This is a genomic window from Streptomyces sp. A2-16 (assembly GCF_018128905.1).
In the GTDB taxonomy this organism is placed as follows: domain Bacteria; phylum Actinomycetota; class Actinomycetes; order Streptomycetales; family Streptomycetaceae; genus Streptomyces.
This window is the reverse complement of sequence record NZ_CP063808.1, coordinates 3,006,205-3,028,659: the sequence shown is the minus strand read 5'-3', so window position 1 is coordinate 3,028,659 and position 22,455 is coordinate 3,006,205. Positions and strand designations below refer to the sequence as shown.

Sequence of the window (22,455 nt, the reverse complement as noted above, 5' to 3'; positions counted from 1 at the left end):
GGTGATTTGACAGTGATCGAATGCGCGCCATAGAACATACCGACATGACATCCATTTTCAAAAAGATGGAGCGGTAGTGCGCATCGCGTTCGTCGGCAAGGGCGGCAGCGGCAAGACCACCCTGTCGGCGCTCTTCTCCCGCCATCTGGCCCGTTCCGGCGCACCGGTGCTGGCCGTGGACGGCGACATCAACCAGCACCTCGCGGAGGCGCTGGGCCACAACGGCGAGGACCTGGACGCCCCCGCGCTGGGTGCGCACGTCGCCGGCATCAAGGACTTCCTGCGCGGCACCAACCCGCGCATCGCCTCCCGCGAGGCGATGATCAAGACCACGCCGCCGGGCCGGGGTTCACGTCTGCTGCGCCTGCTGGGCGACGACGAACTGCACGCCAGACACGTCCGCCGCGTGGGTGACGTACCGCTGATGGTGACGGGCGAGTTCGACGAGAGCGACCTCGGCGTGGCCTGCTACCACTCCAAGCTCGGCGGGGTGGAGCTGTACCTCAACCACCTGGTCGACGGGCCCGGCGAGTACGTCGTGGTCGACATGACGGCCGGCGCGGACGCCTTCGCCTCGGGCCTGTTCACCCGCTTCGACATGACCTTCCTGGTCGCCGAGCCCACCCGCAAGGGCGTCTCGGTCTACCGCCAGTACCGGGACCACGCACGGGAGTTCGGGATCCGGATCGCCGTGGTCGGCAACAAGGTGACCGGCGAGGACGACCTCCTCTTCCTCAAGGAGCACGTCGGCGACGACCTGTTGACCCATCTGGTCCAGTCGCCCTGGGTGCGCGCCGCCGAACAGGGCCGCGCCGAGGGCGGGTTGGAGTCCCTGGAGGCACACAACCGGCACGTCCTGAGCATCCTGCGCGAGACGGTCGACGCCCACCCCCGCGACTGGGACGCCCTCCACCGCCACGCGGTCGAGTTCCACCTCCGCAACGCCCGCTCCTGGGCGAACGAGGCCACCGGCCTCGACCTGGCCTCCCAGGTGGACCCGGACTTCGTACCGGGCCCCGCCGCCCTCGCCTGACCCCCGCCCCCCACTGACAGACAGGAACCGCAGCACATGTCTCTCGACGTCTCCCCCAAGCTCCTCGCCGAAGCCGAACAGGGCGACATCCGCGAGGAGGACTTCGTGGACACCGTCCGCACGTCCCTCCCCTACGCCTACGACCTCATCGCCTCGCTCGCCGAGGAACTCAAGGGGGGAACCGCCGAGTTCACCGACAACCAGACCCCTCCCCCGTCGGAGAAGGAGCGCGGCCAGCTGCTGCGCGCCCTCGCCAGCGATGCCATCCGCGGCAGCCTGGAGCGCCACTTCGGCGTGGCCCTCGCCTTCCAGAACTGCCACCGGGTGGCGGCCTTCCGCCCGGAGTCGGTGGACGGCCGGACGTACGCGCGCTTCACGTCGGTGCGCTCGCAGGTGCTGAACCAGTCGCCGGAGTTCAGGGACTGCTGAGCGGATCCTCGTGCGCGTGATGAGGGGCCGGGCGGTGCGACCGCCCGGCCCCTCGTTCTCGTGCCCGGGACTTTCGTCCCGGCCGTCACCGTGCCGAAGTCACCGCCGGTGCCGGCGCATACCCCGTCGGGCGGGCCGTGAAGGTGCCGCGGCCCTGGGTCCGGCTGCGCAACCTCGTCGCGTAGCCGAAGAGTTCGGCCAGCGGCACGGTCGCCGTGACGACCGCCGAACCGCCGCGGGTGGCCGAGCCCGAGACCCGGCCGCGGCGCGCGGCGAGGTCGCCGAGCACGGTGCCGACGGCGTCCTCGGGCACGGTGACCGTGACCTCGGCGACCGGCTCCAGGAGGACCATCGCGCAGGCCCGCAGCGCCTCCCGGAGGCCGAACCGTCCGGCCGTGCGGAAGGCCGTGTCCGACGAGTCCTTCACATGGGTCGATCCGTCGGTGAGGGTGACGCGCAGCCCGGTCACCGGGTGCCCGCCGAGGGGGCCCTCGGCCAGGGCGTCCCGGCAGCCGGCCTCGACCGCGCGGACGTACTCCTGCGGGACGCGCCCGCCGACGACAGCCGAGCGGAACACGAAACCCTCCTCGGCGGGTTCGACGTCGAGCACGACGTGGGCGAACTGACCGGCGCCGCCGTCCTGTTTGACATGACGGTGGACCAGACCGGACACCCCGCGCCCGACCGTCTCGCGGTAACTGACCCGCGGCCGGCCGACGTTGAGCACGAGAGCGTGCTCGCGCCGCACCTTCTCCACCGCGACCTCCAGATGCAGTTCACCCATGCCGGACAGCAGGGTCTGGCCGGTCTCGGCGTCGGTGCGGACGACGAGCGAGGGGTCCTCCTCGGCCAGCCGGGCGAGCGCCGAGGCCAACCGGTCGGTGTCGACGCTCCGTTGCGGCTCGACCGCCACCGACACGACCGGCTCGGCCGCACCGGGCGGTTCGAGCACGAGCGGTGCCTCGGGTGTGCACAGGGTCGCGCCCGCGCGGGCCGACTTCAGCCCGACGACGGCGACGATGTCTCCGGCGACCGCCCGTTCCAGCTGGGCGTGCCGGTCGGCCTGCACACGCAGGATCCGTCCGACGCGCTCGGTACGGCGTGCGCCCGCGTCCCACACGGTGGTTCCCTTCTCGATCGTTCCCGAGTACACGCGTACATAGGTCAGCCGGCCCGTGGGCGTGGCGTTCACCTTGAACGCCAGCGCCGCGAAGGGCGCCGACGGGTCGCACGGCCTCTCCTCGCCGTCCTCACCGCGTACGGCGGGCACGTCGAGCGGTGAGGGCAGATACGCCACGACGGCGTCCAGCAGCGGTTCGATGCCGCGGTTGCGGTACGCCGAGCCGCACAGGACGACCACGCCGTCACCGCTGCGGGTCAGGTCCCGCAGGGCGGCGGCGAGCGTGCCGGCGGAGAGGGTCTCCCGGTCGCAGAACTCCTCCAGGGCGGCCGGATGACGTTCGGCGACGGCCTCCTCCAGGAGCCGGCGTCGCTTGAGCGCCTCCTCGCGCAGCTCGGCGGGCACCGGCCCTTCCTCCGCTGCCTCGCCGGAGTCCGTCCAGGTCAGCGCCCGCATCCTGAGCAGATCGACGACCCCGGTGAAGCCGCTTTCGCTGCCGATGGGCAACTGCACGACCAGTGGGACCGGATGCAGCCGCCGCCGGATCGACTCGACCGCCGTGTCCAGGTCGGCGCCCGCGCGGTCCAGCTTGTTGACGAAGGCGATCCTCGGCACACCGTGCCGGTCCGCCTGCCGCCACACCGACTCGCTCTGCGGCTCCACACCCGCGACCGCGTCGAACACCGCGACCGCCCCGTCGAGCACCCGGAGCGAGCGCTCCACCTCGTCGGCGAAGTCGACGTGCCCCGGGGTGTCGATCAGGTTGAGGCGGTGTCCGTCCCACGCGCAGCTCACGGCCGCCGCGAAGATGGTGATCCCGCGGTCCCGCTCCTGCGGGTCGAAGTCGGTGACGGTGGTGCCGTCGTGGACCTCGCCGCGCTTGTGCGTGGTTCCGGTGGCGAACAGGATCCGCTCGGTGACGGTGGTCTTGCCCGCGTCGACGTGGGCGAGGATGCCGAGGTTGCGGACGACGGCGAGCGGGTTGGGGTTGTTGGTGCGCACGGCCCATGGCCTTTCGGATGCTGTGATGACAGGGCTGCGCAATGGCCCGTACGACGACATGACGGCACGTCACATAGGCGTGCTGCGGCGGTACTCGACCGTTCAGACAGTCGTCACGGGCGTCCGGTGCCGGCCGCGCAGCGGGCACCGGAGGGGCGGGGACACGAGGATCACGTCGTACGACGTCCGGGGAACGGCGACAGCTGTGCGCACGCACATGGCCGTACTCCCCTCACTCGTCGTTCCCGGTCATGGCGAGTGTAGGGAGCCTGCCTGGTCGGTGCACGCGGTTTTCGGTGGTCAGCGCGGCAGGCCCTGGATGCCGTCGTAGGCGGACATGACCAGGTCCAAGCCCCGGGTGTCCTCGGCCGGTTCGCGCATCTGGTTGGTCGCGTACGCCACGACCATGCGGGTGTCGGGGTCGATCATGACGAGGGAGCCGCCCCAGCCGCCCCAGCCGAAGGTGTTGCCGAAGAGGCCGTAGCCCAGGCCGTAGCGCTGCGTCATGCCGATCACGCGGTCCTCGCCGCTGAACTGTTCCTCCCGGGCCCGCTCGGCGCCGGCGGCCGACAGCAGTCGTACGCCCCGGACGGTGCCCGCGCAGGCGAGCGCTGACTGCACGAGGGCGATGGAGCGGGCGTTGCCGAACCCGCTGGCGGCGGGGATCTGGGCGCGCCGCCACGCCACGCTGTTGCCGTCCCGGACGCGCAGGGCGGTCCCGGAGGAGGGTGTCGCGTCGGGGCCGGGGCTGGCGGCGCCCGCGGTGTAGTCCTCGTCCCGGCCGGGCGGCGGGACCGTGAGGGCGACGCGGTGATCGTGCTCGGCGGTGACTCCGATGCGGAAGTCCGCGTCGAGGGGGCCGGTCACCTCCTGGGCCAGGAACTCACCGACGGTGCGGCCGGTGATCCGGCGCAGCACCTCGCCGACGAGGAATCCCTGGGTGAGGGAGTGGTAGCCGGCCGCGGTGCCGGGCTCCCAGAGGAGCGGCTGGGCGGCGAGCCGGGCGGTCGCGGACTGCCAGTCGTAGATCTCCTCGACCGGGCCCTCCCAGTGGGGCAGTCCCGCGGTGTGCGAGAGCAGGTGCCGTACCAGCACCTTCTCCTTGCCGGCCGCGGCGAACTCCGGCCAGTAGCGGGCGACCGGGGCGTCCAGGTCGAGTTCGCCGCGGTCGGCGAGGATCAGCGCGCACAGGGCCGTCATCGTCTTGGTCGTGGAGAAGACGTTGGTGATCGTGTCCCGCTGCCACGGGGTGGTCCGGTCGGCGTCGGTGAAGCCGCCCCAGACGTCCACCAGCGGCTCACCGTCCACGAAGACGGCCACCGAGCCGCCGGTATCGCCTTCGTCCAGCAGCTCCGCCAGCTTGGTGGGGACCGCGGAGAAGAGGTCGTCGTACGCGCCCTGGATGTCGGCCATGCCGGGTATTCAGCCCCTGCCGGGTGGGCCGGGTCAACCGAATTAAGGGGCGCCCGGTGGGCCGTAACGCGAAAGACCCCACATCGTGTGGGGTCTTGCTGGTGTCCGAGGGGGGACTTGAACCCCCACGCCCGATAAAGGGCACTAGCACCTCAAGCTAGCGCGTCTGCCATTCCGCCACCCGGACCAGGTGTCTGCCGCCTTGACGGGGGTGTTCCCCGCGGCGACATGGACAACAATACCAAGCTTTCGGAGCGCCCTTCACCTGCATATCCGTCCCGTACGAGGGATATGAAGACTGTATTCTGTATACTGTCGCCACCAATGACTCCGGCTCGGAGGCGACATGGAAGATCTGGAATCCGCGGTGGTGCTGGCCATGGCAGACCAGGCACCCGACGGCATAGTGATCACCGACAGGGAAGGACTGATCCGCTACTGGAACCGGGGCGCCGAGCGCATCTTCGGGTTCCCGGCGGCCGACGTGGCGGGTCGGAGTCTGGACGTCATCATTCCCGAGAGGCACCGCAAGCGGCACCAGGACGGCTTCGACGCGGCCATGGAGCGCGGGTCCAGCAAGTACGGGGACTCAGATCTGCTGAACGTGCCCGCGCTGGCGGCGGACGGGCGGAAGCTGTCCATCGAGTTCAGCGTGGTGCTGCTGACGGGCCCCGACGGCAGCCCCTACTGCGGCGCGGTCATCCGGGACGTCACCGCGCGGCGCGAGCGGGAGCGGGAGCTGATGCGACGCCGGGCCGAGGCGACGACGGTCTGAGCTCCGCCGGACAGCGCGAAGCGGCCGTGGCCTTGGGGCCACGGCCGCTTCGCGTCGGCTCCACGTCAGACGATGACGCCGCTCTCCTTCAGCCGGCCGATGGTCTCCTCGTCGTAGCCCAGCTCGACCAGCACCTCCGAGCTGTGCTCACCCAGCAGCGGGGCGCCGACGATCTCCGGCTTGAAGGAGGAGAACTTCACCGGGCTGCCGACGGTCAGATACGCACCGCGGCCCTTCTGCTCGACCTCGACGACCGTGCCGCTCCTGCGCAGGTCCTCGTCGTAGGCGATCTCCTTCATGCTCATCACCGGGGCGCAGGGCACCTCCCACTCCCGCAGGATGTTCACCGCCTCGTACTTGGTCTTGTCGGCGAGCCACTTCTCGATCTCCTCGAAGATCTCGAAGATGTGCGACTGGCGGGCGCGGGCGGTGGCGTACTCCGGGTCCTCGGCCCACTCGGGGTGGCCGATCACCTCCGCGGTGCGCTTCCAGTTCTGCTCCTGGACGGTGAAGTAGATGTACGCGTTCGGGTCGTCCTCCCAGCCCTTGCACTTGAGGACCCAGCCGGGCTGGCCGCCGCCGCCCGCGTTGCCGCCGCGCGGCACCACGTCGGTGAACTCGCCGTTCGGGTACTGCGGGTACTCCTCCAGGTAGCCGACCCGCTCCAGGCGCTGCTGGTCGCGCAGCTTGACGCGGCAGAGGTTGAGGACGGCGTCCTGCATGGAGACGGAGACCTTCTGGCCCCGGCCGGTCCTGCCGCGGTCGATGATCGCGGTGAGGATGCCGATCGCCAGGTGCATCCCGGTGTTGGTGTCGCCGATGGCGGCGCCGGAGATGGTGGGCGGGCCGTCCCAGAAGCCGGTGGTGGAGGCGGCGCCGCCCGCGCACTGGGCGACGTTCTCGTAGACCTTGAGGTCGTTCCAGGACGACTGGTCGTTGAAGCCCTTCACCGAGCCGAAGATGAGACGCGGGTTGAGCTCCTGGATGCGCTCCCAGGTGAAGCCCATGCGGTCCAGGGCGCCGGGAGCGAAGTTCTCCACCAGGACGTCGGCGTCCTTGATGAGCTTCTCCAGGACCTCCTTGCCCTCGGCGGTCTTGGTGTTGATGGCGAGGGAGCGCTTGTTGCTGTTGAGCATCGTGAAGTAGAGCGCGTCGAGGTCCTCGATGTCCCGGAGCTGACGGCGCGTCACGTCGCCGCCGTTGGGGCGCTCCACCTTCAGGACGTCGGCGCCGAACCAGGCGAGCATCTGCGTGCAGGCGGGACCGGCCTGGACCCCGGTGAAGTCGATCACCTTGATTCCGGCGAGCGGCTTTTCACTCATGTGTGCTTCCTTTTCGTGAAGTTGCGCGGTCTACGAGGTCAGGGAGGTCTGGGCGGTCACTTCTTGGCCGGCGTGATGTTGCCGACGGTGATGCCCTTGGGATTGAGGTGCGAGATGTGGCCGCTCTCGGTGCCGGCCGAGGGGTCGATCACGCAGTCGATGAGGGCCGGGCCGCCCAGGGCGAGGGCCTCGGTGAGGGCGGCGGTGACCTCGGCGGGTGTGGTGGCGCGGTAGCCCTTGCCGCCGAACGCCTCGATGAGCAGGTCATGGCGGGCGGCCGACATGAGGGTCGTCGGCGAGGGCTCGTCGTCGTACGGGTTGGTGTCGTCACCGCGGTAGACACCGCCGTTGTTCATGATCACGGTGACGACGGGCAGCTTGTAGCGGCAGATCGTCTCGATCTCGATACCGCTGAACCCGAAGGCGCTGTCGCCCTCGACGGCCACGACCGGGGCGCCGCTCTCGACGGCGGCGGCGATGGCGTAGCCCATGCCGATGCCCATGACACCCCAGGTGCCGCTGTCGAGGCGGTGGCGCGGCACGTGCATGTCGATGACGTTGCGTGCGATGTCCAGGGCGTTGGCGCCCTCGTTGACGATGTAGGTCTCCGGGTGCTGGTGCACGACGTCCCGTACGGCCTTCAGGGCGCCCATGAACTGCATCGGGTGCGGGTCGGCCTCGAGGCGCTTGGCCATCTTGGCGACGTTCTGCGCCGAGCGCGCCCCGAGTTCCTCGCGCCAGGCCGAAGGGGCCTGGATCTGGCCGGGCTTGGTCCGCTCGGCGAGCGCGTCGAGCACCGACTCGATGTCGCCGACGAGCGGGGCGGCGATGGGCTGGTTGCTGTCCATCTCCTTGGGGTCGATGTCGATCTGGACGAACTTGGCGTCCGGGTTCCAGCCCGCCTGGCCGTGGCCGAGCAGCCAGTTGAGGCGGGCGCCGATCAGCATCACGACGTCGGCCTTCTTCAGCGCGAGCGAGCGCGCGGTGGCGGCCGACTGCGGGTGGTCGTCGGGCAGCAGGCCCTTCGCCATGGACATCGGAACGTAGGGGATGCCGGTGGACTCGATGAACTGTCGTACCTTCGCGTCCGCCTGGGCGTACGCGGCTCCCTTGCCCAGCACCACCAGCGGCCGTTCGGCGGAGGCCAGGAGCTCGATCGCGCGGTCCACCGACTCCGGCGCCGGGAGCTGGCGCGGGGCGGGGTCGACGAGCCGGCTGAGTGTCCGGTCGCCCTCTTCCTTGGGCAGGATGGCGCCGAGCACCGCGGCGGGGATGTCGAGGTAGACGCCGCCGGGGCGCCCGGAGATCGCGGTGCGCAGGGCGCGGGCGATGCCGCGGCCGATGTCCTCGACGCGGCTGACCCGGTAGGCGGCCTTCACGAAGGGCTGCGCGGCGGCGAGTTGGTCCATCTCCTCGTAGTCGCCCTGCTTGAGGTCGACGAGGTGGCGTTCGCTGGAGCCGGAGATCTGGACCATGGGGAAGCAGTTGGTGGTCGCGTTCGCCAGCGCGACCAGGCCGTTGAGGAAGCCGGGGGCCGAGACCGTGAGGGCCACGCCGGGCTTCTTGTTGAGGTAGCCGGCGATGGCGGCCGCGTGTCCGGCGTTGCTCTCGTGGCGGAAGCCGATGTAGCGGATGCCCTGCGCCTGGGCGAGCCGGGCCAGGTCGGTGATCGGGATGCCGACCACCCCGTAGATGGTGTCGACGTCGTTCATCCTGAGCGCGTCGACGACCAGGTGGTACCCGTCGGTCAGCTCGGTCGGAACGTCGGCTGCTGCCGCGGTCTCCAGGGTCGAGGGAGCGGTCATGGTCCGAGGTCCTCCTTGGGCAGGTCCTGCCGGAGCGGCTACTTCTCTCACCATCCGCAGCGCGCTCGTCCGCGTCCAAGACCCATCGGCGACCAGCCGATAAACGGCGTCTATCGAGGGCTGGTCAGGGGCCTGCCAACTGTCTTGATAGACAGCCGCTATCGGCCGTTCGCCAGCGGGTATTGGACGTCCACGGGGTGCCACCGCACGCTCGCAGAGGATGTCTCATCGGATCTGTGCGAGGGGGTGGGGTCATGGCCGTTCCGGCCGCGGCATCCGTGCGTGATGCCTACCGGTACCGGCCGCCGGAGGTCACGGGCCTCGCCGATCTCCTCGACCGGCAGGTACGTGAACGCCCCCGTGCGCGGGCCCTGGTGGCGACCGGCGAGCGGGTGCAGCTGTCGTACCGGACGCTCTCGGGCCTGGCCGACGACGTGGCGGCCCGGCTCGGGGGTGCGGGACTTGGTCGTGGTGACGCGGTCGGTCTGATCTGCGCCAACACGGCCGAGTTCGTGGTGGCGTTGCTCGGTGCGGCGCGGGCCGGGCTGGTGGCGGCTCCGCTGGATCCCGCGCTGCCGGAGTCCCAACTTGGCGCCCGGCTGAGGGGTTTGGGGGCCCGAGCGGTGCTCCTGGATTCGTCAGGGGCCGCGGTCTCCGGGCTTCCGATGCCCGCATGGCCGTTGCGTGTGGAGGTCTCCCCGGCGGGGGCGGCCGCGGTGGTGCTCGAACCCGGACCATGTGACGTCCCGCAAGGCGCTGGGGCCTCGGGCGAGTTGTCGGAGCGGGACGCTCTCGTGCTGTTCACCGCCGGTACCACCGACCGGGCGAAGATGGTTCCGCTGACCCACGAGAACGTGGCCGCGTCCCTGCGGAACATCTGCGCCACCTACGAGTTGGGCCCGGATGACGCCACGGTCGCGGTGATGCCGTTCTTCCACGGCCACGGGCTGTTCGCGGCGCTGTTGTCCTCCCTGGCGAGCGGGGGGTGCGTGCTGCTGCCCGAGCGGGGGCGGTTCTCGGCCGGCACGTTCTGGGAGGACATGCGGGCGGTGACCGCCACGTGGTTCACGGCGGTGCCGGCCATCCACGAGATCCTTCTGGAGCGGTCGGGGCGCGAGGGCCGCGGGCCGCAGGCGCCGCCGCTGAAGTTCGTCCGCAGTTGCAGTGCGCCCCTGAACGCGGCAACTCAGCGGGCGTTGGAGCGGACGCTCGGTGCGCCCTTGCTGTCCGCGTACGGGATGACCGAGTCCTCGCACCAGGCGACCAGCGAGCCGCTGCCGCAGCGGGGAGCGCTCAGACAGGGGTCGGTGGGCCGGCCGACGGGGGTGGAGGTGCGGGTCGTGGACCGCGGCGGGCGTTCCTGTCCGGCGGGTGTGGAGGGCGAGGTGTGGGTGCAGGGGCCCACGGTCGCCCGGGGGTACCTGGCCGACGGGGACGAGTCGGCGCGGACCTTCGTCGACGGGTGGCTGCGCACCGGTGATCTGGGGGCGCTGGACGAGGACGGCTATCTGTCGCTGACCGGGCGGATCAAGAACCTCATCAACCGGGGCGGGGAGAAGATCTCGCCCGAACATGTCGAGGACATCCTCGCCGGCTGCCCGGGGGTCGCGGAGGCTGCGGTGTTCGCGGTGCCGGACGCGGTGTACGGGCAGCGGGTCGGTGCCGCCGTGGTGGTGCGCGAGGGCGAGGTCGTCGGCCGCGAGGAGATCCTGCGGTACTGCCGCGACCGGCTGGCCCCCTTCGAGGTACCGGACCGACTCGAACTGGTCACCGCACTGCCGTACACCGCGAAGGGGGGCCTGGACCGAAAGGCGATACAGGGCCGGTACGGGTCCTGACGGGCTTGGGGGTGTGGCGGTGCTCGGCGGGGGCGGTCGGAGGGGGACGGCGTACCCCACAGGCTGACCGCTGCGCGGCGAAGGCTGGCGTGGGACGACCGGAACGGTGGGCGGCCTGCGAGGGGCGGCAGGACCAGTGGGGGCACTCGGTATTAAGCGGGGGCGGTCAGCAGACAGGACATCTGGCATCAGGCCGGTCGCCGCGCAGACGGCAGCCCACGCGGGGTGGCTAGGCCGGTCGGCGGCCCGCGCGGGGCGGTCGGACCGGTCGGTGGCACGGGTCCTGCCGAGACGGTCGGCGCTCGGCACCCGGCGGGGGCCGTCGGCAGACAGGGCGTCCGACATCAGGCCGGTCGACTCGCTTACGGCGCCACGGGCGAGGCGGTCGGACCGGTCGGTGGCCCGGGAGGGGCGGTCGACCGGAGCGGTGGTACGGGGCATGCCGAGACGTCGGCGCGCGTGTGATCCGTCGCCTGTGGCCCCGGCGGGACAGGCACCCCCCTGCCGGACCGGCGCCTGGTCGGCGGCCCTTCGGCTCGGCGGACGCATCACCGCGGAGTCGACGCCGTCGGCGGGTCAGCGCAAGTGGTGTTCCGTGGGGAGGGGCGCGGCGAAGAAGTTGTCCAGGGACAGGCCTGTCGCCGCGTTGACGAAGGCGCGGGCGGCGACCGAGCCGGGGGTCGCCGCGTGGATGGCCACCGAGACCTGGGCACCTGCCTCGGGGTCGACCAGCGGCAGCGCCCGGGTGCGGCCGACCACCGGCATGGCGCGCAGCCAGGTGTGCGGGACGATGCTCGCCCAGCCACCGCCGCCGACGTGAGCGTAGAGGGAGGCGATGGAGTCCGTCTCGACCTGCGGGGTCACCACGTACCCCTTCTCCGCGAACACGGTGTCGACGATCTGCCGGATCCGCATGTCCGGCGTCAGCAGAGCGAGCGGCAGCTGGGCCGCGTCCGCCCAGGTCACGGTGGCGGACTGGGCCACCAGCTGCTCGTCCGAGACCAGCAGCATGTAGCGCTCCTGGTAGAGGGGGACGACCTGGAGCCCCTCCTGGTCGTCCGGGTCGAAATGGGCGATGGCCACGTCGAGTTCGTAGTCGCGCAGCTGGCGGTGGAGTTCCTTCGTCGAGAGCCGGGAGCGGACCTGCACCTTGGCCAGCGGGTGCGCCGCGCAGAACGCGGCCACGGGCAACGCCAGAGTGGTGGAGGCCGTGGGGTCCGTGCCCAGTCGCAGCGTGCCCGTGATGCCCGACTGCACGGCGGCCACCTCTGCCTTGAAGGCGTCCTGTTCGGCGAGAATCCGCTTGGCCCACACCACGAGCCGTTCCCCCTCGGGGGTGAGGCCCTGGTAGTTGTGGCCGCGGTTGATCAGCGTGACGTTCAGCTCCCGCTCCAGCTTGGCGATCGCGGCCGAGAGCGCGGGCTGGGAGACGTAGCAGGACTCCGCCGCCCGGGCGAAGTGCCGTTCCCTCGCCACCGCCACGAAGTATTCGAGCTGCCGGAACAGCATGAGCGGCTCCTCCCTGCCCATGGGATCACTGGCTCCATACTGTATGCAGTGTGGAGTGATGTACAGGGAGGAGACCGCACAGGTCAGCCCAGGAGCTTCACGGCGGCCACCACCAGGGGGTCGAGGCCCTCCGCTCCGGCGTCGACGAAGGCGTGGAGCCGGCTGCGCATCCGCGGGTCCCAGAACCTGCCGATGTGCCCCGCGATCGCCTCGGCGGCCTCCTCCCCCGGCAGGTGTCCGAGGTTCCTGGCGATGTCGTTGGCCATCCGGCACTCCGAGGGCACGGTCGTCGTCATCTCAGTCCACCACCGTCACGAGGTCGTTCCCGGCGGCCTCGGTCTCGTTCGACCGGTCCGGGCGGGCGAGTGCCACCTGTACGGCGGTCACCTTGTACTCGGGGCAGTTGGTGGCCCAGTCGGAGTTCTCCGTGGTCACCACGTTGGCGCCGGTGACCGGGTGGTGGAACGTGGTGTACACGACGCCGGTCGGCATACGGTCGGAGATCTCCGCACGCAGGGTGGTCTGCCCGACGCGGCTGGCCAGGGTGACCATGTCGCCGTCGTTGATGCCGCGGACCTCGGCGTCGTGCGGGTGCAGCTCCAGGATGTCCTCGGGGTGCCAGGCGACATTGCCCGTACGGCGGGTCTGGGCGCCCACGTTGTACTGGCTGAGGATCCGGCCCGTGGTGAGGACCAGCGGGAAGCGCCGGGTGCTGCGTTCGCTGGTCGGCACGTAGGACGTGACGACGAACTTGCCCTTGCCGCGCACGAATTCGTCCACGTGCATGATGGGCGTGCCCTCGGGAGCCGCCTCGTTGCACGGCCACTGGACGCTGCCGAGCTTGTCGAGGAGCTCGAAGGAGACCCCGGTGAACGTCGGGGTGACCGACGCGATCTCGTCCATGATCTGGCCGGGATGGTCGTAGGACATGGGGTAGCCCATGGCGGTGGCGATCTCGCTGACGATCTGCCACTCGTGCTTGCCCGTCTTCGGCTTCATCACCGAGCGGACCCGGTTGATGCGGCGTTCGGCGTTGGTGAAGGTGCCGTCCTTCTCCAGGAAGGAGGCTCCGGGCAGGAAGACGTGGGCGAACTTGGCCGTCTCGTTGAGGAACAGGTCCTGGACGACGACGAGTTCCATGGCTTCGAGGGCCGCGGTGACGTGCTTGAGGTTGGGGTCGGACTGGGCGATGTCCTCGCCGTGCACGAACAGGCCGCGGAAGGTGCCGTCGATGGCCGCGTCGAACATGTTGGGGATGCGAAGTCCCGGCTCCGCGAGGAGGGTTCCGCCCCAGAGGTTCTCGAAGACGGTGCGGACCGCGTCGTCGGAGACGTGCCGGTAGCCGGGCAGTTCATGGGGGAAGGAGCCCATGTCGCAGGAGCCCTGGACGTTGTTCTGGCCGCGCAGCGGGTTCACGCCGACGCCGTCGCGGCCGATGTTCCCGCACGCCATCGCGAGGTTGGCCATTCCCATGACCATGGTCGAGCCCTGGCTGTGCTCGGTGACGCCGAGGCCGTAGTAGATGGCTCCGTTGGGCGCCTCGGCGTACAGCCGTGCGGCGGCGCGGAGTTCGGCGGCCGGGACACCGGTGACGGGCTCGACCGCCTCCGGGCTGTTCTCCGGGCGGGCGATGAACTCGGCCCACTCCTCGAAGCCCTCGCAGCGCGCGTCGACGAAGGAGCGGTCGACCAGGCCCTCGGTGACGACCACGTGGGCCATGGCGTTGACGACGGCGACGTTGGTGCTGGGCCTGAGCTGGAGGTGGTGCCGCGCCTCGATGTGCGGTGAGCGCACGAGGTCGATGCGGCGCGGATCGACCACGATCAACTCGGCTCCCTCGCGCAGCCGTCGCTTCATGCGGGAGGCGAACACCGGGTGGCCGTCGGTGGGGTTGGCGCCGATCACCATGATGACGTCGGCCTCGGCGACCGAACGGAAGTCCTGGGTGCCGGCGGACTCGCCGAAGGTCTGCTTGAGTCCGTATCCCGTCGGGGAGTGGCAGACGCGGGCGCAGGTGTCGACGTTGTTGTTGCCGAAGGCCGCGCGGACCATCTTCTGTACGACGTAGACCTCTTCGTTGGTGCACCGCGAGGAGGTGATCGCGCCGATCGCGCTCGATCCGTGGCGGTCCTGGATCTCGCGCATACGGCGGGCGACCGTGCCGATCGCCTCGTCCCACTCGACCTCGCGCCAGGGGTCGGTGATCCGGTCGCGGACCATGGGCCTGAGCTGCCGGTCGGGGTGGGAGGCGTAGCCGAAGGCGAAGCGGCCCTTCACACAGGAGTGGCCTTCGTTGGCGCCGCCGTCCTTGTAGGGCACCATGCGCACGAGTTCGTCGCCGCGGAGCTCGGCCTTGAAGGAGCAGCCGACCCCGCAGTAGGCACAGGTGGTGACAACCGACCTGGTGGGCATGCCGAGTTCGACGACCGAGCGTTCCTGGAGCGTGGACGTCGGGCAGGCCTGGACGCAGGCTCCGCAGGAGACGCACTCGGAGTCCATGAAGGACTCCCCCGCGCCCGCCGAGACCTTGGAGTCGAAGCCGCGGCCCTCGATGGTGAGGGCGAAGGTGCCCTGGACCTCGCCGCAGGCGCGGACGCAGCGGGAGCAGGCGATGCACTTGGAGGGGTCGAAGTCGAAGTAGGGGTTGGAGATGTCCTTCTCCGCGTCGAGGTGGTTCTCGCCCTCGTAGCCGTAGCGGACCTGCCTGAGGCCCACCACCCCTGCCATGTCCTGGAGTTCGCAGTCCCCGTTGGCCGGGCAGGTGAGGCAGTCCAGCGGATGGTCGGAGATGTAGAGCTCCATGACGCCCTGGCGGAGCTTCTCCACCTTCGGGGTCTGGGTGCTGACCTTCATGCCGTCGGTGCAGGGGGTGGTGCAGGACGCCGGGGTGCCGCGCCGGCCGTCGATCTCGACCACGCACAACCGGCAGGAGCCGAACGCCTCCAGGCTGTCGGTGGCACAGAGTTTGGGGATGTCGACGCCGGCCTGCGCGGCCGCGCGCATCACCGAGGTGCCCTCGGGGACGGTCACCGGAAGACCGTCCACCTCCACCGACACCGTTGCCGGGCCCGGCCGTTCAGGGGTTCCGAAGTCGGGTTCCTTGAGCAGGCTCATGCCGTGCCCTCCGTCGCTCGTACGGGGTGGATCTCCAGCAGCCGACGGCCGCCGAGGAAGTCGTCGGGGAAGTGGGTCAGGGCGCTGCGCACGGGGAGCGGGGTCAGCCCGCCCATCGCGCACAGCGAGCCCTCGGTCATCAGGTCGCAGAGGTCTTCGAGCAGGGCGAGGTTCTCGTCCCGGTGGGTGCCGGCGACGATCTTGTCGATCACCTCCACGCCGCGCACCGCGCCGACCCGGCACGGGGTGCACTTGCCGCAGGACTCCTCGGCGCAGAACTCCATCGCGAAGCGGGCCTGCGCCGCCATGTCGACGCTGTCGTCGAACACGACCACTCCGCCGTGGCCGACCATCGCCCCGGCGGCCGCGAACGCCTCGTAGTCCATGGGCAGGTCGAACATCGACTCCGGCAGGTACGCCCCGAGCGGTCCGCCGACCTGTGCGGTGCGCACCGGGCGTCCGGAACGGGTGCCGCCGCCGTACTCCTCGATGAGCTCGCGCAGGGTGATGCCGAAGGCGGTCTCCACGATGCCGCCGTGGGCGATGTTCCCGCCGAGCTGGAACACCTGGGTGCCGCGGGAGCGTTCGACCCCGAGTTCCTGGTAGGCCCGCGCGCCCTCGGCCATGACCACGGGCACGGTGGCGAGGGTGAGGACGTTGTTCACCACGGTCGGCTTGCCGAACAGGCCCTCGATCGCTGGGATCGGCGGTTTCGCGCGGACCATGCCGCGCTTGCCCTCCAGGCTCTCCAGCATGGAGGTCTCCTCGCCGCAGATGTACGCGCCCGCGCCGACGCGGACATGCAGGTCGAAGTCGAGGGCGGAGCCGAGGATGTTCCGGCCGAGCCAGCCGTGCTCGCGCGCGATGCCGATCGCCCGGCGCATCGTGGCCACCGCGTCCGGGTATTCCGAACGGATGTATATGTAGCCCTCGTTCGCTCCGACCGCGTGCGCGGCGATGGTCATGCCCTCGATGAGCATGAACGGGTCGCCCTCCATGACCATGCGGTCGGCGAAGGTCCCGCTGTCGCCCTCGTCGGCGTTGCAGCAGACGAACTTCAGCTCGTCCTCGCAGTCGAGCACGGTCTTCCACTTGATCCCGGCGGGGAATCCCGCGCCGCCGCGGCCGCGCAGTCCGGACGCGGTGACCTCGGCGACCACGTCTGCGGGGCCGAGCTCCAGGGCGGCGCGCAGTCCCGCGAGGCCGCCGTGCGCCTCGTAGTCCTCGGCGGACAGGGGGTCGGTCACGCCGACCCGGGCGAAGGTCACGCGGTTCTGGCGTGCCAGCCAGGGCAGTTCGTCGACGATGCCGAGCCGCAGCGGATGGTCCGCGCCGTCGAGCATGCCGGCCGCCAGGAGCCCGTCGACGTCCTCCGGGGCCACCGGGCCGTATCCGACGCGCCCTTGGGGAGTCACCACCTCGACCAGGGGCTCCAGCCACAGCATCCCGCGCGATCCGTTGCGTACGACGTCCAGGGCGAAGTCTCCCCGGCCGGCGGCCTGTTGCAGCGCGTGCGCGACCTCGTCGGCGCCGACGGACCTGGCCGCGGAGTCACAGGGGACGTAGACCGTGGCCGTGGAGTGCGAAGGGGTGTTCATGAGGACACCGTCCCGTCGAGGATCGAGCCCAGTCGCGCCGGGTCGACTCGTCCGTACAGCCGTCCGTTCGCCTCCACGGCCGGCCCGAGCGCGCAGTTGCCGAGGCAGAAGACCTGTTCCAGGGTGACCGAGCCGTCCGCCGTGGTCTCTCCCATGCGGAGGCCGGACTCGCTTGCGTAGCTCACCAGTTGGCCTGCGCCCAGGGCCTGGCATGCTTCGGCCCGGCAGATGCGCACGGTGGTGCGGCCCGCGGGCTCGCGTCGGAAGTCGTGGTAGAAGGTCACGACTCCGTGGACGTCCGCCCGGGAGAGGTTGAGCTCCTCGGCGAGCACCGGCACCGCCTCCTGTGGCACATGACCCAACTCGGCCTGGAGGGCGTGCAGTACGGGCAGCAGCGGACCGCGCTCGCCCCGGTGCCGGGCCACCACCCTCCGGACCACGCTCTCGACCGTCACGTCAGTCCCGCTGGTCGTCATGATCGCTTCGCCTTCCGTCCCACGGGTCCCCGGCGAGAGGTGCAGGAGACACAGACAATACTCCATACAGACTTCTGTATACACAACCCAGCCGTACGGCACCATGCGACGCCCACCGGGAGATGGCAGACGCCATGTTGCATACCAAAACCTGTATGCTGACGCGGCTGTTCGGCAACCCTCCGGGCGGCTCCCACTCGGCACAGCCGCCGCCCGCGACCCCGGCGGCAGAACGGGACAACCATGCGCGAGGCACTCACGGCAGCAGCGTCCCGGCGCGTCACCCGCCCGGCACCGCTGCGTCAGGCCGTGTACGACGCCCTCACCGAGCTCATCGTCAACGGTTCCCTCAAGCCCGGCCAGCACCTGGTCGAGGCGGAGCTCGCCGAGCATCTCGGCGTCAGCCGGCAGCCGGTCCGCGAGGCTCTCCAGCGGCTCCAGACCGCCGGATGGGTCGACCTGCGCCCCGCCCAGGGGGCCTTCGTGCACTCCCCCACCGAGGAGGAGGCGGCCCAACTGCTCGGGGTGCGGGCGGTCCTGGAGACCTACTCCGCGCAGCTCGCCGCCAAGAACGCGAAGCCCGAGGACATCACTCGTCTTGATGAACTCCAGCTGGACGGTGTCGCCGCGCTCGCCGACGGCGACGTCGACCGGCTGGTCGCCGCCAACACCGCGCTGCACGACTACATCACCGCCGTGGCCGACAACGCCGTACTGGCCGAACTGATCGCCCAGGTCGGCCAGAAGGTCCGCTGGTACTACACCCCCATCGCCAAGCCCCGCGGCAAGGAGGCCTGGAACGAGCACTCCCAGCTCATCAAGGCCATCGCCAAGGGTGACGCCGACCGGGCAGGCGAGATCATGCGGGCACACACCGAGCGCACGACCGACTTCTACCGCAGGCAGATCGCGGCCGCGGAGAAGCGGGGGTAGTCGGCGCGGGTGCGGGACCTGCCGGGGGTGTGGGGGTTGCCGGGGGCGTTGGACTCGCCGGCGGCGATGGACTTGCCGGGGGCGTTGGCGTTCGCGGCAGGCTCCGGTGCGGGTGGCGGTCGGTTCGCGGAAGACTCCCGTGCGGGTGACGGCCGGTTCACGGAAGGCTCCTGTGCAGGTAAGGGCCCGCTCGCCACAGGCTCCGGTGCGGGTGGCGGGCGATTCGCAGCAGGCCCCCGTGCACGTGACGGCCGGTCCACGGCACGCTCCCGTGCAGGCGGCGGCCCGTTCACGGCAGACTCCCCTGCAGGTAAGGGCCCGCTCGCCACAGGCTCCCGTGCGGGTGGCGGCCGATTCGCCGCAGGCCCCCGTGCACGCGGCGGCCGGTCCACGGCACGCTCCCGTGCAGGCGGCGGCTGGTTCGCGTCGCGCTCCGGTGCGGGTGGCGACCGGTTCACGGCAGGCCCCCGTGCAGGTGACGGCCCGTTCATGGCAGGCCCCTGCCCACATGGCGGCCGGTGTCGCTCCGGCGAGCGGTTCCCCTCGCACGGCTCAGGACGCGGCGAGGGAGCCGGCGGGGTGGCGGGCGGCGGTCCCGAGGTCCACGGCATCGAGGGCCCGCGGGCGGCGGGTCTCGGCGGCGGCCCGGAGTTCGAGCAGCCAGGGCAGGACCGTGCGCAGCACGTGGTCGAGCCCGCCGCCGTCCGTGCCGAGCATCGCCTCGGCGGGTACGAGCACCGGATCGGCGAAGACCGTGGACGTCGCGCTGCCGCGAGGCCCCGTGACGCCGGGCCGCGCCGGGACGAAGAGGTCCGGGGCGTGCGCCGGGACCGCCCAGAGGGTCAGTCCGTCGGGAGCGTTGAGGGGGCGGGAGGACCAGACGTAGGTGTCGGCCTCCCCCGCCGCGACCACCCGCCGCTTGCGGGCTCGCAGGGCGACCACGCCTCCTGAACGGGTGGCGACGGAGCGCGGCACGAGGAGCTGGGTCTGCGCCGTAAGCCCGTCCACCTCACGCCCACTCCCGCTCGCTCCCTCCCCGTCCACCTCTCCCTCCTCCGACTCCGACTCCGACTCCGACTCCGACTCCGCGAGGGCGAGACTGCCCAGGTGGCGTCCGGCGGCGATCTCGGCGCGCAGCCAGGGGCCGCCGCAGGCATCGATGACGGCGACCGCCGTGTAGTGGGACCGGAGCACGGCCGCCGTGGCCGGGCAGACGCGCGCGGTTCGTGCGACGACATCGGCGGCTTCCGGCAACCCCCGCCCCCCACCGCCGAATTCGGTGGAGACGGTGAGTCCCAGGAGCCCCGCGCGGCCCAGTGCCGTGACGGCGCCGCGAGGGAACCGGCCCTGGACGGCCGCCGCTTCCGCGGCGGGTGCGACGACGTCGGTCAGGACTTCGGAGAGAGCAGTGCGGTACGACACGGGGCGACCCCCTCGGGCGTGGCTGATGTTCCACTGCCGAACGATAATTGCATACAGTATTCTGAATGGGAAGGTGGCCGCGCCCGGGGTCCAGCCGGGCGACCCAGCGTCGAACGAGGGAGACAGGGCCCATGCCCGACACACCCACCGCGACAGCCCCTGGCCCGATCAGCAGGCCCACCCCGCTCCGCCAGGCCGTCTACGAGACCCTCACCGAAATGATCATCAACGGCTCCCTCAAACCCGGCCGGCATCTCGTCGAGGCCGAACTCGCCGTCAGTCTCGGCGTCAGCCGGCAGCCGATCCGTGAGGCGCTCCAGCGGCTCCAGACCGCCGGTTGGGTCGACCTGCGCCCCGCCCAGGGAGCCTTCGTCCACTCCCCCACCGCCGAGGAGTGCGCTCAACTCCTCAGTGTCCGGGCCCTCTTGGAGACTCACTCCGCACGCGGCGCCGCCCTGCACGCCACCTCGCGCGACGTCGCCCGGCTGTGGGAACTCCAGCAGACCGGACTGGCAGCTCTGGCGGCCGAGGACGCCCGGGCCGTCGTGGAGGCGAACGCCGCCCTCCACACCCACATCACCCAGCTGTCCCGCAACGCGGTCCTCGCCGAGCTCATCCCCCAGGTCGACCGGCGGGTGCGCTGGTACTACATGCCCATCGCCAGGCCTCGCGGCAAGGACGCCTGGAACGAGCACGCGAGGATCATCGAGGCCATCGGCGAGGGCGCTCCCGACCGCGCCGAGGAGCTCATGCGCCGCCACACGCGCAACACGACCGAGTTCTACTGCGCCCAGATCGCCGCGGCGGCCGGCCGGGGCGCCTGACCCCGGCCGGTCGCCGACGTGTGCGGGAGTCTCAGGAGCTCGGGGTCGTCTCCCGCAACAGCCCGGTCGCCACGTCGAAGACGAACCCGCGCACGTCGTCGGTGTGCGGGAGGAACGGCGAGGTGCGCACCCGCTGCATGGACTGCCGTACATCCTGGTCCACGTCCCGGAAGGCCTCCACCGCCCAGGCGGGACGTTGGCCGACCTCCAGCTCGAGTTCGTGCCGGAAGTCCTCGGTCAGGGTCTGCAGACCGCAGCCGGTGTGGTGGATGAGGACCACACTGCGGGTGCCGAGCGCCCGCTGGCTGATCGTCAGGGAGCGGATCGTGTCATCGGTGACGACACCTCCCGCGTTGCGAATGGTGTGGCAGTCGCCGAGCTCCAGGCCGAGCGCGGCGTGCAGGTCGAGGCGAGCGTCCATGCAGGCCACGACGGCGACGCGCAGGACGGGGCGGGCGCCCATGCCGGGGTCGGTGAACCCGGCGGCGTAGGCACGGTTGGCTTCCACGAGCCGGTCGGTGACGGTCGCGGTTCGGGGTGGTGAGGTCGACATGTGGGGCTCCCTCTCTCCGGTCGAGTTGTCGGTTGGTCGAGTAGTCGAGTCGGTCAGATGACGCCCTGCTCCCGGAGACGCGGCAACTCGTCCTGGGACAAGCCGAGTTCGCCGATGTAGATCTCGTGGTTGTGCTGGCCGAGGAGGGGTGGGGTGGTGATGGTGGTGGGGGAGTCGGAGAGTTTGAGGGGGTTGCCGACGGTGGTGAAGGTGCCGCGGTGGGGGTGGTCGACCTCGACGATCATGTCGTTGTCGGCGAGTGCGGGGTCCTCGATGATCTCCCTGGTCGACAGGATCGGCCCGCAGGGAATGTTCGCGCGGTTGAGGTGGTGCAGGACCTGCCGTTTGGGCAGGGTGGCGGTCCATTCCTCGATCAGCTGGAACATCTTCGCCAGTTTCGGCAGCCGTGCCTGGGGGGTGGACCACTCGGGGTCGTCGGCGAGTTCGGGCCGGCCGATGAGAGCGGCGAGCGGCTGCCAGCCCTGGGGCTGGACGATGACGTAGACGTAGTCGTTGGGTCCGCCGGGTGCGCAGCGCACGGCCCAGCCGGGCTGGCCGCCGCCGGAGGCGTTGCCGGAGCGGGGCACCTCGTCGCCGAAGTCCTCGTTGGGGTATTCCGCCAGCGGCCCGTGGGCCAGGCGCTGCTGGTCACGGAGCTTGACCCGGCACAGGTTGAGCACCGCGTGCTGCATGGCCACGTCCACGCGCTGGCCGCGTCCGGTCCTCTCGCGCTGCAGGAGCGCGGCCAGCACGGCGGCCACCGCGTGGATACCGGTGCCGGAGTCACCGATCTGCGCCCCGGTCGCCAGCGGCGGCCCGTCCTCGAACCCGGTGGTGGCCATCGAGCCGCCCATCGCCTGCGCCACCACCTCGTACGCCTTGAAATCCATGTACGGGCCCGGGCCGAAGCCCTTGATCGACGCATACACGATCCGCGGGTTGATCTCCCGGATCCGCTCCCAGGGGAAACCCATCCGCTCCACCGCGCCCGGCGCGAAGTTCTCCACCAGCACATCCGCACCCCGGATCAGCGCGGTCAGGATCTCCCGCCCCCGCTCCGTCTTCACATTCAGCGTGATGCTGCGCTTGTTGCAGTTGAGCATCGTGAAATACAGCGAGTCCGCCTCCGGCACATCCCGCAACTGACCCCGCGTGACATCCCCGCCCGGCGCCTCCACCTTCACCACATCCGCCCCCAGCCACGCCAGCAACTGCGTCGCCGACGGACCCGACTGCACATGCGTCATGTCCAGCACCCGCACACCATCAAGCGCCAACGTCATGCTCGC

General features: G+C 70.8%; 19 protein-coding genes and 1 tRNA gene. 6 read left to right on the top strand and 14 right to left on the bottom strand.

Features of this window, described 5'->3' with window-relative positions:
• Positions 1 to 76 precede the first annotated feature (76 nt).
• Positions 77 to 1,033 carry an adenylyl-sulfate kinase gene (locus tag IOD14_RS13640; protein ID WP_212670362.1) on the top strand — a complete coding sequence of 319 codons (957 nt, stop codon included), beginning with the start codon at positions 77 to 79 and terminating at the stop codon, positions 1,031 to 1,033.
• A 36-nt stretch (positions 1,034 to 1,069) separates the two neighbouring features.
• Positions 1,070 to 1,462: an SCO5389 family protein gene (locus IOD14_RS13635; RefSeq protein WP_123994301.1), complete on the top strand. Its 393-nt coding sequence runs from the start codon at positions 1,070 to 1,072 to the stop codon at positions 1,460 to 1,462.
• An 85-nt stretch (positions 1,463 to 1,547) separates the two neighbouring features.
• Here the strand turns inward: IOD14_RS13635 and fusA are convergent, their stop codons facing one another.
• The 3 genes from fusA to IOD14_RS13620 all read right to left on the bottom strand — a co-directional run bounded on the left by fusA (position 1,548) and on the right by IOD14_RS13620 (position 5,184).
• On the bottom strand, positions 1,548 to 3,584 hold the full coding sequence (gene fusA, locus IOD14_RS13630) for an elongation factor G (protein ID WP_212670361.1): 2,037 nt from the start codon (positions 3,582 to 3,584) through the stop codon (positions 1,548 to 1,550).
• Between the two features lie 300 nt (positions 3,585 to 3,884).
• Positions 3,885 to 4,997: a serine hydrolase domain-containing protein gene (locus IOD14_RS13625; RefSeq protein WP_212670360.1), complete on the bottom strand. Its 1,113-nt coding sequence runs from the start codon at positions 4,995 to 4,997 to the stop codon at positions 3,885 to 3,887.
• A 99-nt stretch (positions 4,998 to 5,096) separates the two neighbouring features.
• Positions 5,097 to 5,184, bottom strand: a tRNA-Leu gene (locus IOD14_RS13620).
• A 159-nt stretch (positions 5,185 to 5,343) separates the two neighbouring features.
• Between IOD14_RS13620 and IOD14_RS13615 the strand changes: the two genes are divergently transcribed.
• A complete protein-coding gene (locus IOD14_RS13615) occupies positions 5,344 to 5,772 on the top strand; it encodes a PAS domain S-box protein (RefSeq protein WP_212670359.1) in 429 nt (142 codons plus the stop codon).
• A gap of 65 nt (positions 5,773 to 5,837) precedes the next feature.
• Here IOD14_RS13615 and frc (IOD14_RS13610) read toward each other — a convergent pair whose 3' ends face one another.
• Positions 5,838 to 7,094 (bottom strand): formyl-CoA transferase, encoded by a 1,257-nt coding sequence (gene frc, locus IOD14_RS13610; protein ID WP_123994305.1) that lies wholly within the window; start codon positions 7,092 to 7,094, stop codon positions 5,838 to 5,840.
• A 56-nt stretch (positions 7,095 to 7,150) separates the two neighbouring features.
• A complete protein-coding gene (gene oxc / locus IOD14_RS13605) occupies positions 7,151 to 8,899 on the bottom strand; it encodes an oxalyl-CoA decarboxylase (RefSeq protein WP_123994306.1) in 1,749 nt (582 codons plus the stop codon).
• Positions 8,900 to 9,153: 254 nt separating this feature from the next.
• On the opposite strand from oxc, the gene IOD14_RS13600 reads away from it, so the two are divergent.
• Positions 9,154 to 10,737, top strand: a complete 1,584-nt coding sequence (locus IOD14_RS13600; RefSeq protein WP_212670358.1) for a FadD7 family fatty acid--CoA ligase — start codon at positions 9,154 to 9,156, stop codon at positions 10,735 to 10,737.
• A 576-nt stretch (positions 10,738 to 11,313) separates the two neighbouring features.
• Here the strand turns inward: IOD14_RS13600 and IOD14_RS13595 are convergent.
• From IOD14_RS13595 to IOD14_RS13575, 5 genes are all read right to left on the bottom strand, one after another.
• Positions 11,314 to 12,267 (bottom strand): LysR family transcriptional regulator, encoded by a 954-nt coding sequence (locus IOD14_RS13595; protein ID WP_280845451.1) that lies wholly within the window; start codon positions 12,265 to 12,267, stop codon positions 11,314 to 11,316.
• Positions 12,268 to 12,329: 62 nt separating this feature from the next.
• Complete coding sequence (locus IOD14_RS13590) at positions 12,330 to 12,542, bottom strand: formate dehydrogenase subunit delta (protein WP_249125911.1); 213 nt, start codon at positions 12,540 to 12,542, stop codon at positions 12,330 to 12,332.
• Position 12,543: 1 nt separating this feature from the next.
• The gene (gene fdhF / locus IOD14_RS13585) at positions 12,544 to 15,360 is read right to left on the bottom strand and encodes a formate dehydrogenase subunit alpha (RefSeq protein ID WP_212670357.1); all 2,817 of its coding nucleotides are present in this window, start codon (positions 15,358 to 15,360) and stop codon (positions 12,544 to 12,546) included.
• Positions 15,357 to 16,958, bottom strand: coding sequence for an NADH-quinone oxidoreductase subunit NuoF (locus IOD14_RS13580; protein WP_212670356.1), 1,602 nt, complete (start codon positions 16,956 to 16,958; stop codon positions 15,357 to 15,359). The genes fdhF and IOD14_RS13580 overlap by 4 nt, the downstream gene beginning before the upstream one ends.
• Positions 16,955 to 17,434 carry a formate dehydrogenase subunit gamma gene (locus tag IOD14_RS13575; protein ID WP_212670355.1) on the bottom strand — a complete coding sequence of 160 codons (480 nt, stop codon included), beginning with the start codon at positions 17,432 to 17,434 and terminating at the stop codon, positions 16,955 to 16,957. Before IOD14_RS13575 ends, IOD14_RS13580 begins: the two co-directional genes overlap by 4 nt.
• A 243-nt stretch (positions 17,435 to 17,677) precedes the next feature.
• On the opposite strand from IOD14_RS13575, the gene IOD14_RS13570 reads away from it, so the two are divergent.
• Entirely contained in the window at positions 17,678 to 18,367 is a 690-nt protein-coding gene (locus IOD14_RS13570) for a GntR family transcriptional regulator (protein ID WP_123994311.1), read from the top strand.
• On the opposite strand, the gene IOD14_RS13565 is transcribed toward IOD14_RS13570, so the two are convergent.
• Positions 18,328 to 18,528, bottom strand: a complete 201-nt coding sequence (locus tag IOD14_RS13565; RefSeq protein ID WP_123994312.1) for a hypothetical protein — start codon at positions 18,526 to 18,528, stop codon at positions 18,328 to 18,330. The genes IOD14_RS13570 and IOD14_RS13565 overlap by 40 nt on opposite strands.
• A 391-nt stretch (positions 18,529 to 18,919) precedes the next feature.
• A complete protein-coding gene (locus IOD14_RS13560) occupies positions 18,920 to 19,789 on the bottom strand; it encodes an acyl-CoA dehydrogenase family protein (RefSeq protein WP_212670354.1) in 870 nt (289 codons plus the stop codon).
• Between the two features lie 131 nt (positions 19,790 to 19,920).
• On the opposite strand from IOD14_RS13560, the gene IOD14_RS13555 reads away from it, so the two are divergent.
• Complete coding sequence (locus IOD14_RS13555) at positions 19,921 to 20,613, top strand: GntR family transcriptional regulator (RefSeq protein WP_123994314.1); 693 nt, start codon at positions 19,921 to 19,923, stop codon at positions 20,611 to 20,613.
• Positions 20,614 to 20,644: 31 nt separating this feature from the next.
• Here IOD14_RS13555 and IOD14_RS13550 read toward each other — a convergent pair whose 3' ends face one another.
• Together IOD14_RS13550 and frc (IOD14_RS13545) are read right to left on the bottom strand one after the other, a co-directional pair.
• Positions 20,645 to 21,166: a carbonic anhydrase gene (locus tag IOD14_RS13550; protein WP_123994315.1), complete on the bottom strand. Its 522-nt coding sequence runs from the start codon at positions 21,164 to 21,166 to the stop codon at positions 20,645 to 20,647.
• Positions 21,167 to 21,219: 53 nt separating this feature from the next.
• Positions 21,220 to 22,449: a formyl-CoA transferase gene (gene frc / locus IOD14_RS13545; RefSeq protein ID WP_212670353.1), complete on the bottom strand. Its 1,230-nt coding sequence runs from the start codon at positions 22,447 to 22,449 to the stop codon at positions 21,220 to 21,222.
• Between the last annotated feature and the right edge of the window lie 6 nt (positions 22,450 to 22,455).

Excerpts from the sequence above, each read along its gene's own strand:
- IOD14_RS13595 (WP_280845451.1), bottom strand. The coding sequence starts at position 12,267 with ATGGGCAGGGAGGAGCCGCTCATGCTGTTCCGGCAGCTCGAATACTTC.
- IOD14_RS13580 (WP_212670356.1), bottom strand. The coding sequence starts at position 16,958 with ATGAACACCCCTTCGCACTCCACGGCCACGGTCTACGTCCCCTGTGAC.
- IOD14_RS13575 (WP_212670355.1), bottom strand. The coding sequence starts at position 17,434 with ATGACGACCAGCGGGACTGACGTGACGGTCGAGAGCGTGGTCCGGAGG.
- IOD14_RS13570 (WP_123994311.1), top strand. The coding sequence starts at position 17,678 with ATGCGCGAGGCACTCACGGCAGCAGCGTCCCGGCGCGTCACCCGCCCG.
- IOD14_RS13600 (WP_212670358.1), top strand. The coding sequence starts at position 9,154 with ATGGCCGTTCCGGCCGCGGCATCCGTGCGTGATGCCTACCGGTACCGG.
- IOD14_RS13550 (WP_123994315.1), bottom strand. The coding sequence starts at position 21,166 with ATGTCGACCTCACCACCCCGAACCGCGACCGTCACCGACCGGCTCGTG.
- IOD14_RS13625 (WP_212670360.1), bottom strand. The coding sequence starts at position 4,997 with ATGGCCGACATCCAGGGCGCGTACGACGACCTCTTCTCCGCGGTCCCC.
- frc (WP_123994305.1), bottom strand. The coding sequence starts at position 7,094 with ATGAGTGAAAAGCCGCTCGCCGGAATCAAGGTGATCGACTTCACCGGG.
- IOD14_RS13635 (WP_123994301.1), top strand. The coding sequence starts at position 1,070 with ATGTCTCTCGACGTCTCCCCCAAGCTCCTCGCCGAAGCCGAACAGGGC.
- oxc (WP_123994306.1), bottom strand. The coding sequence starts at position 8,899 with ATGACCGCTCCCTCGACCCTGGAGACCGCGGCAGCAGCCGACGTTCCG.
- frc (WP_212670353.1), bottom strand. The coding sequence starts at position 22,449 with ATGACGTTGGCGCTTGATGGTGTGCGGGTGCTGGACATGACGCATGTG.
- IOD14_RS13615 (WP_212670359.1), top strand. The coding sequence starts at position 5,344 with ATGGAAGATCTGGAATCCGCGGTGGTGCTGGCCATGGCAGACCAGGCA.
- IOD14_RS13590 (WP_249125911.1), bottom strand. The coding sequence starts at position 12,542 with ATGACGACGACCGTGCCCTCGGAGTGCCGGATGGCCAACGACATCGCC.
- fdhF (WP_212670357.1), bottom strand. The coding sequence starts at position 15,360 with ATGAGCCTGCTCAAGGAACCCGACTTCGGAACCCCTGAACGGCCGGGC.
- IOD14_RS13555 (WP_123994314.1), top strand. The coding sequence starts at position 19,921 with ATGCCCGACACACCCACCGCGACAGCCCCTGGCCCGATCAGCAGGCCC.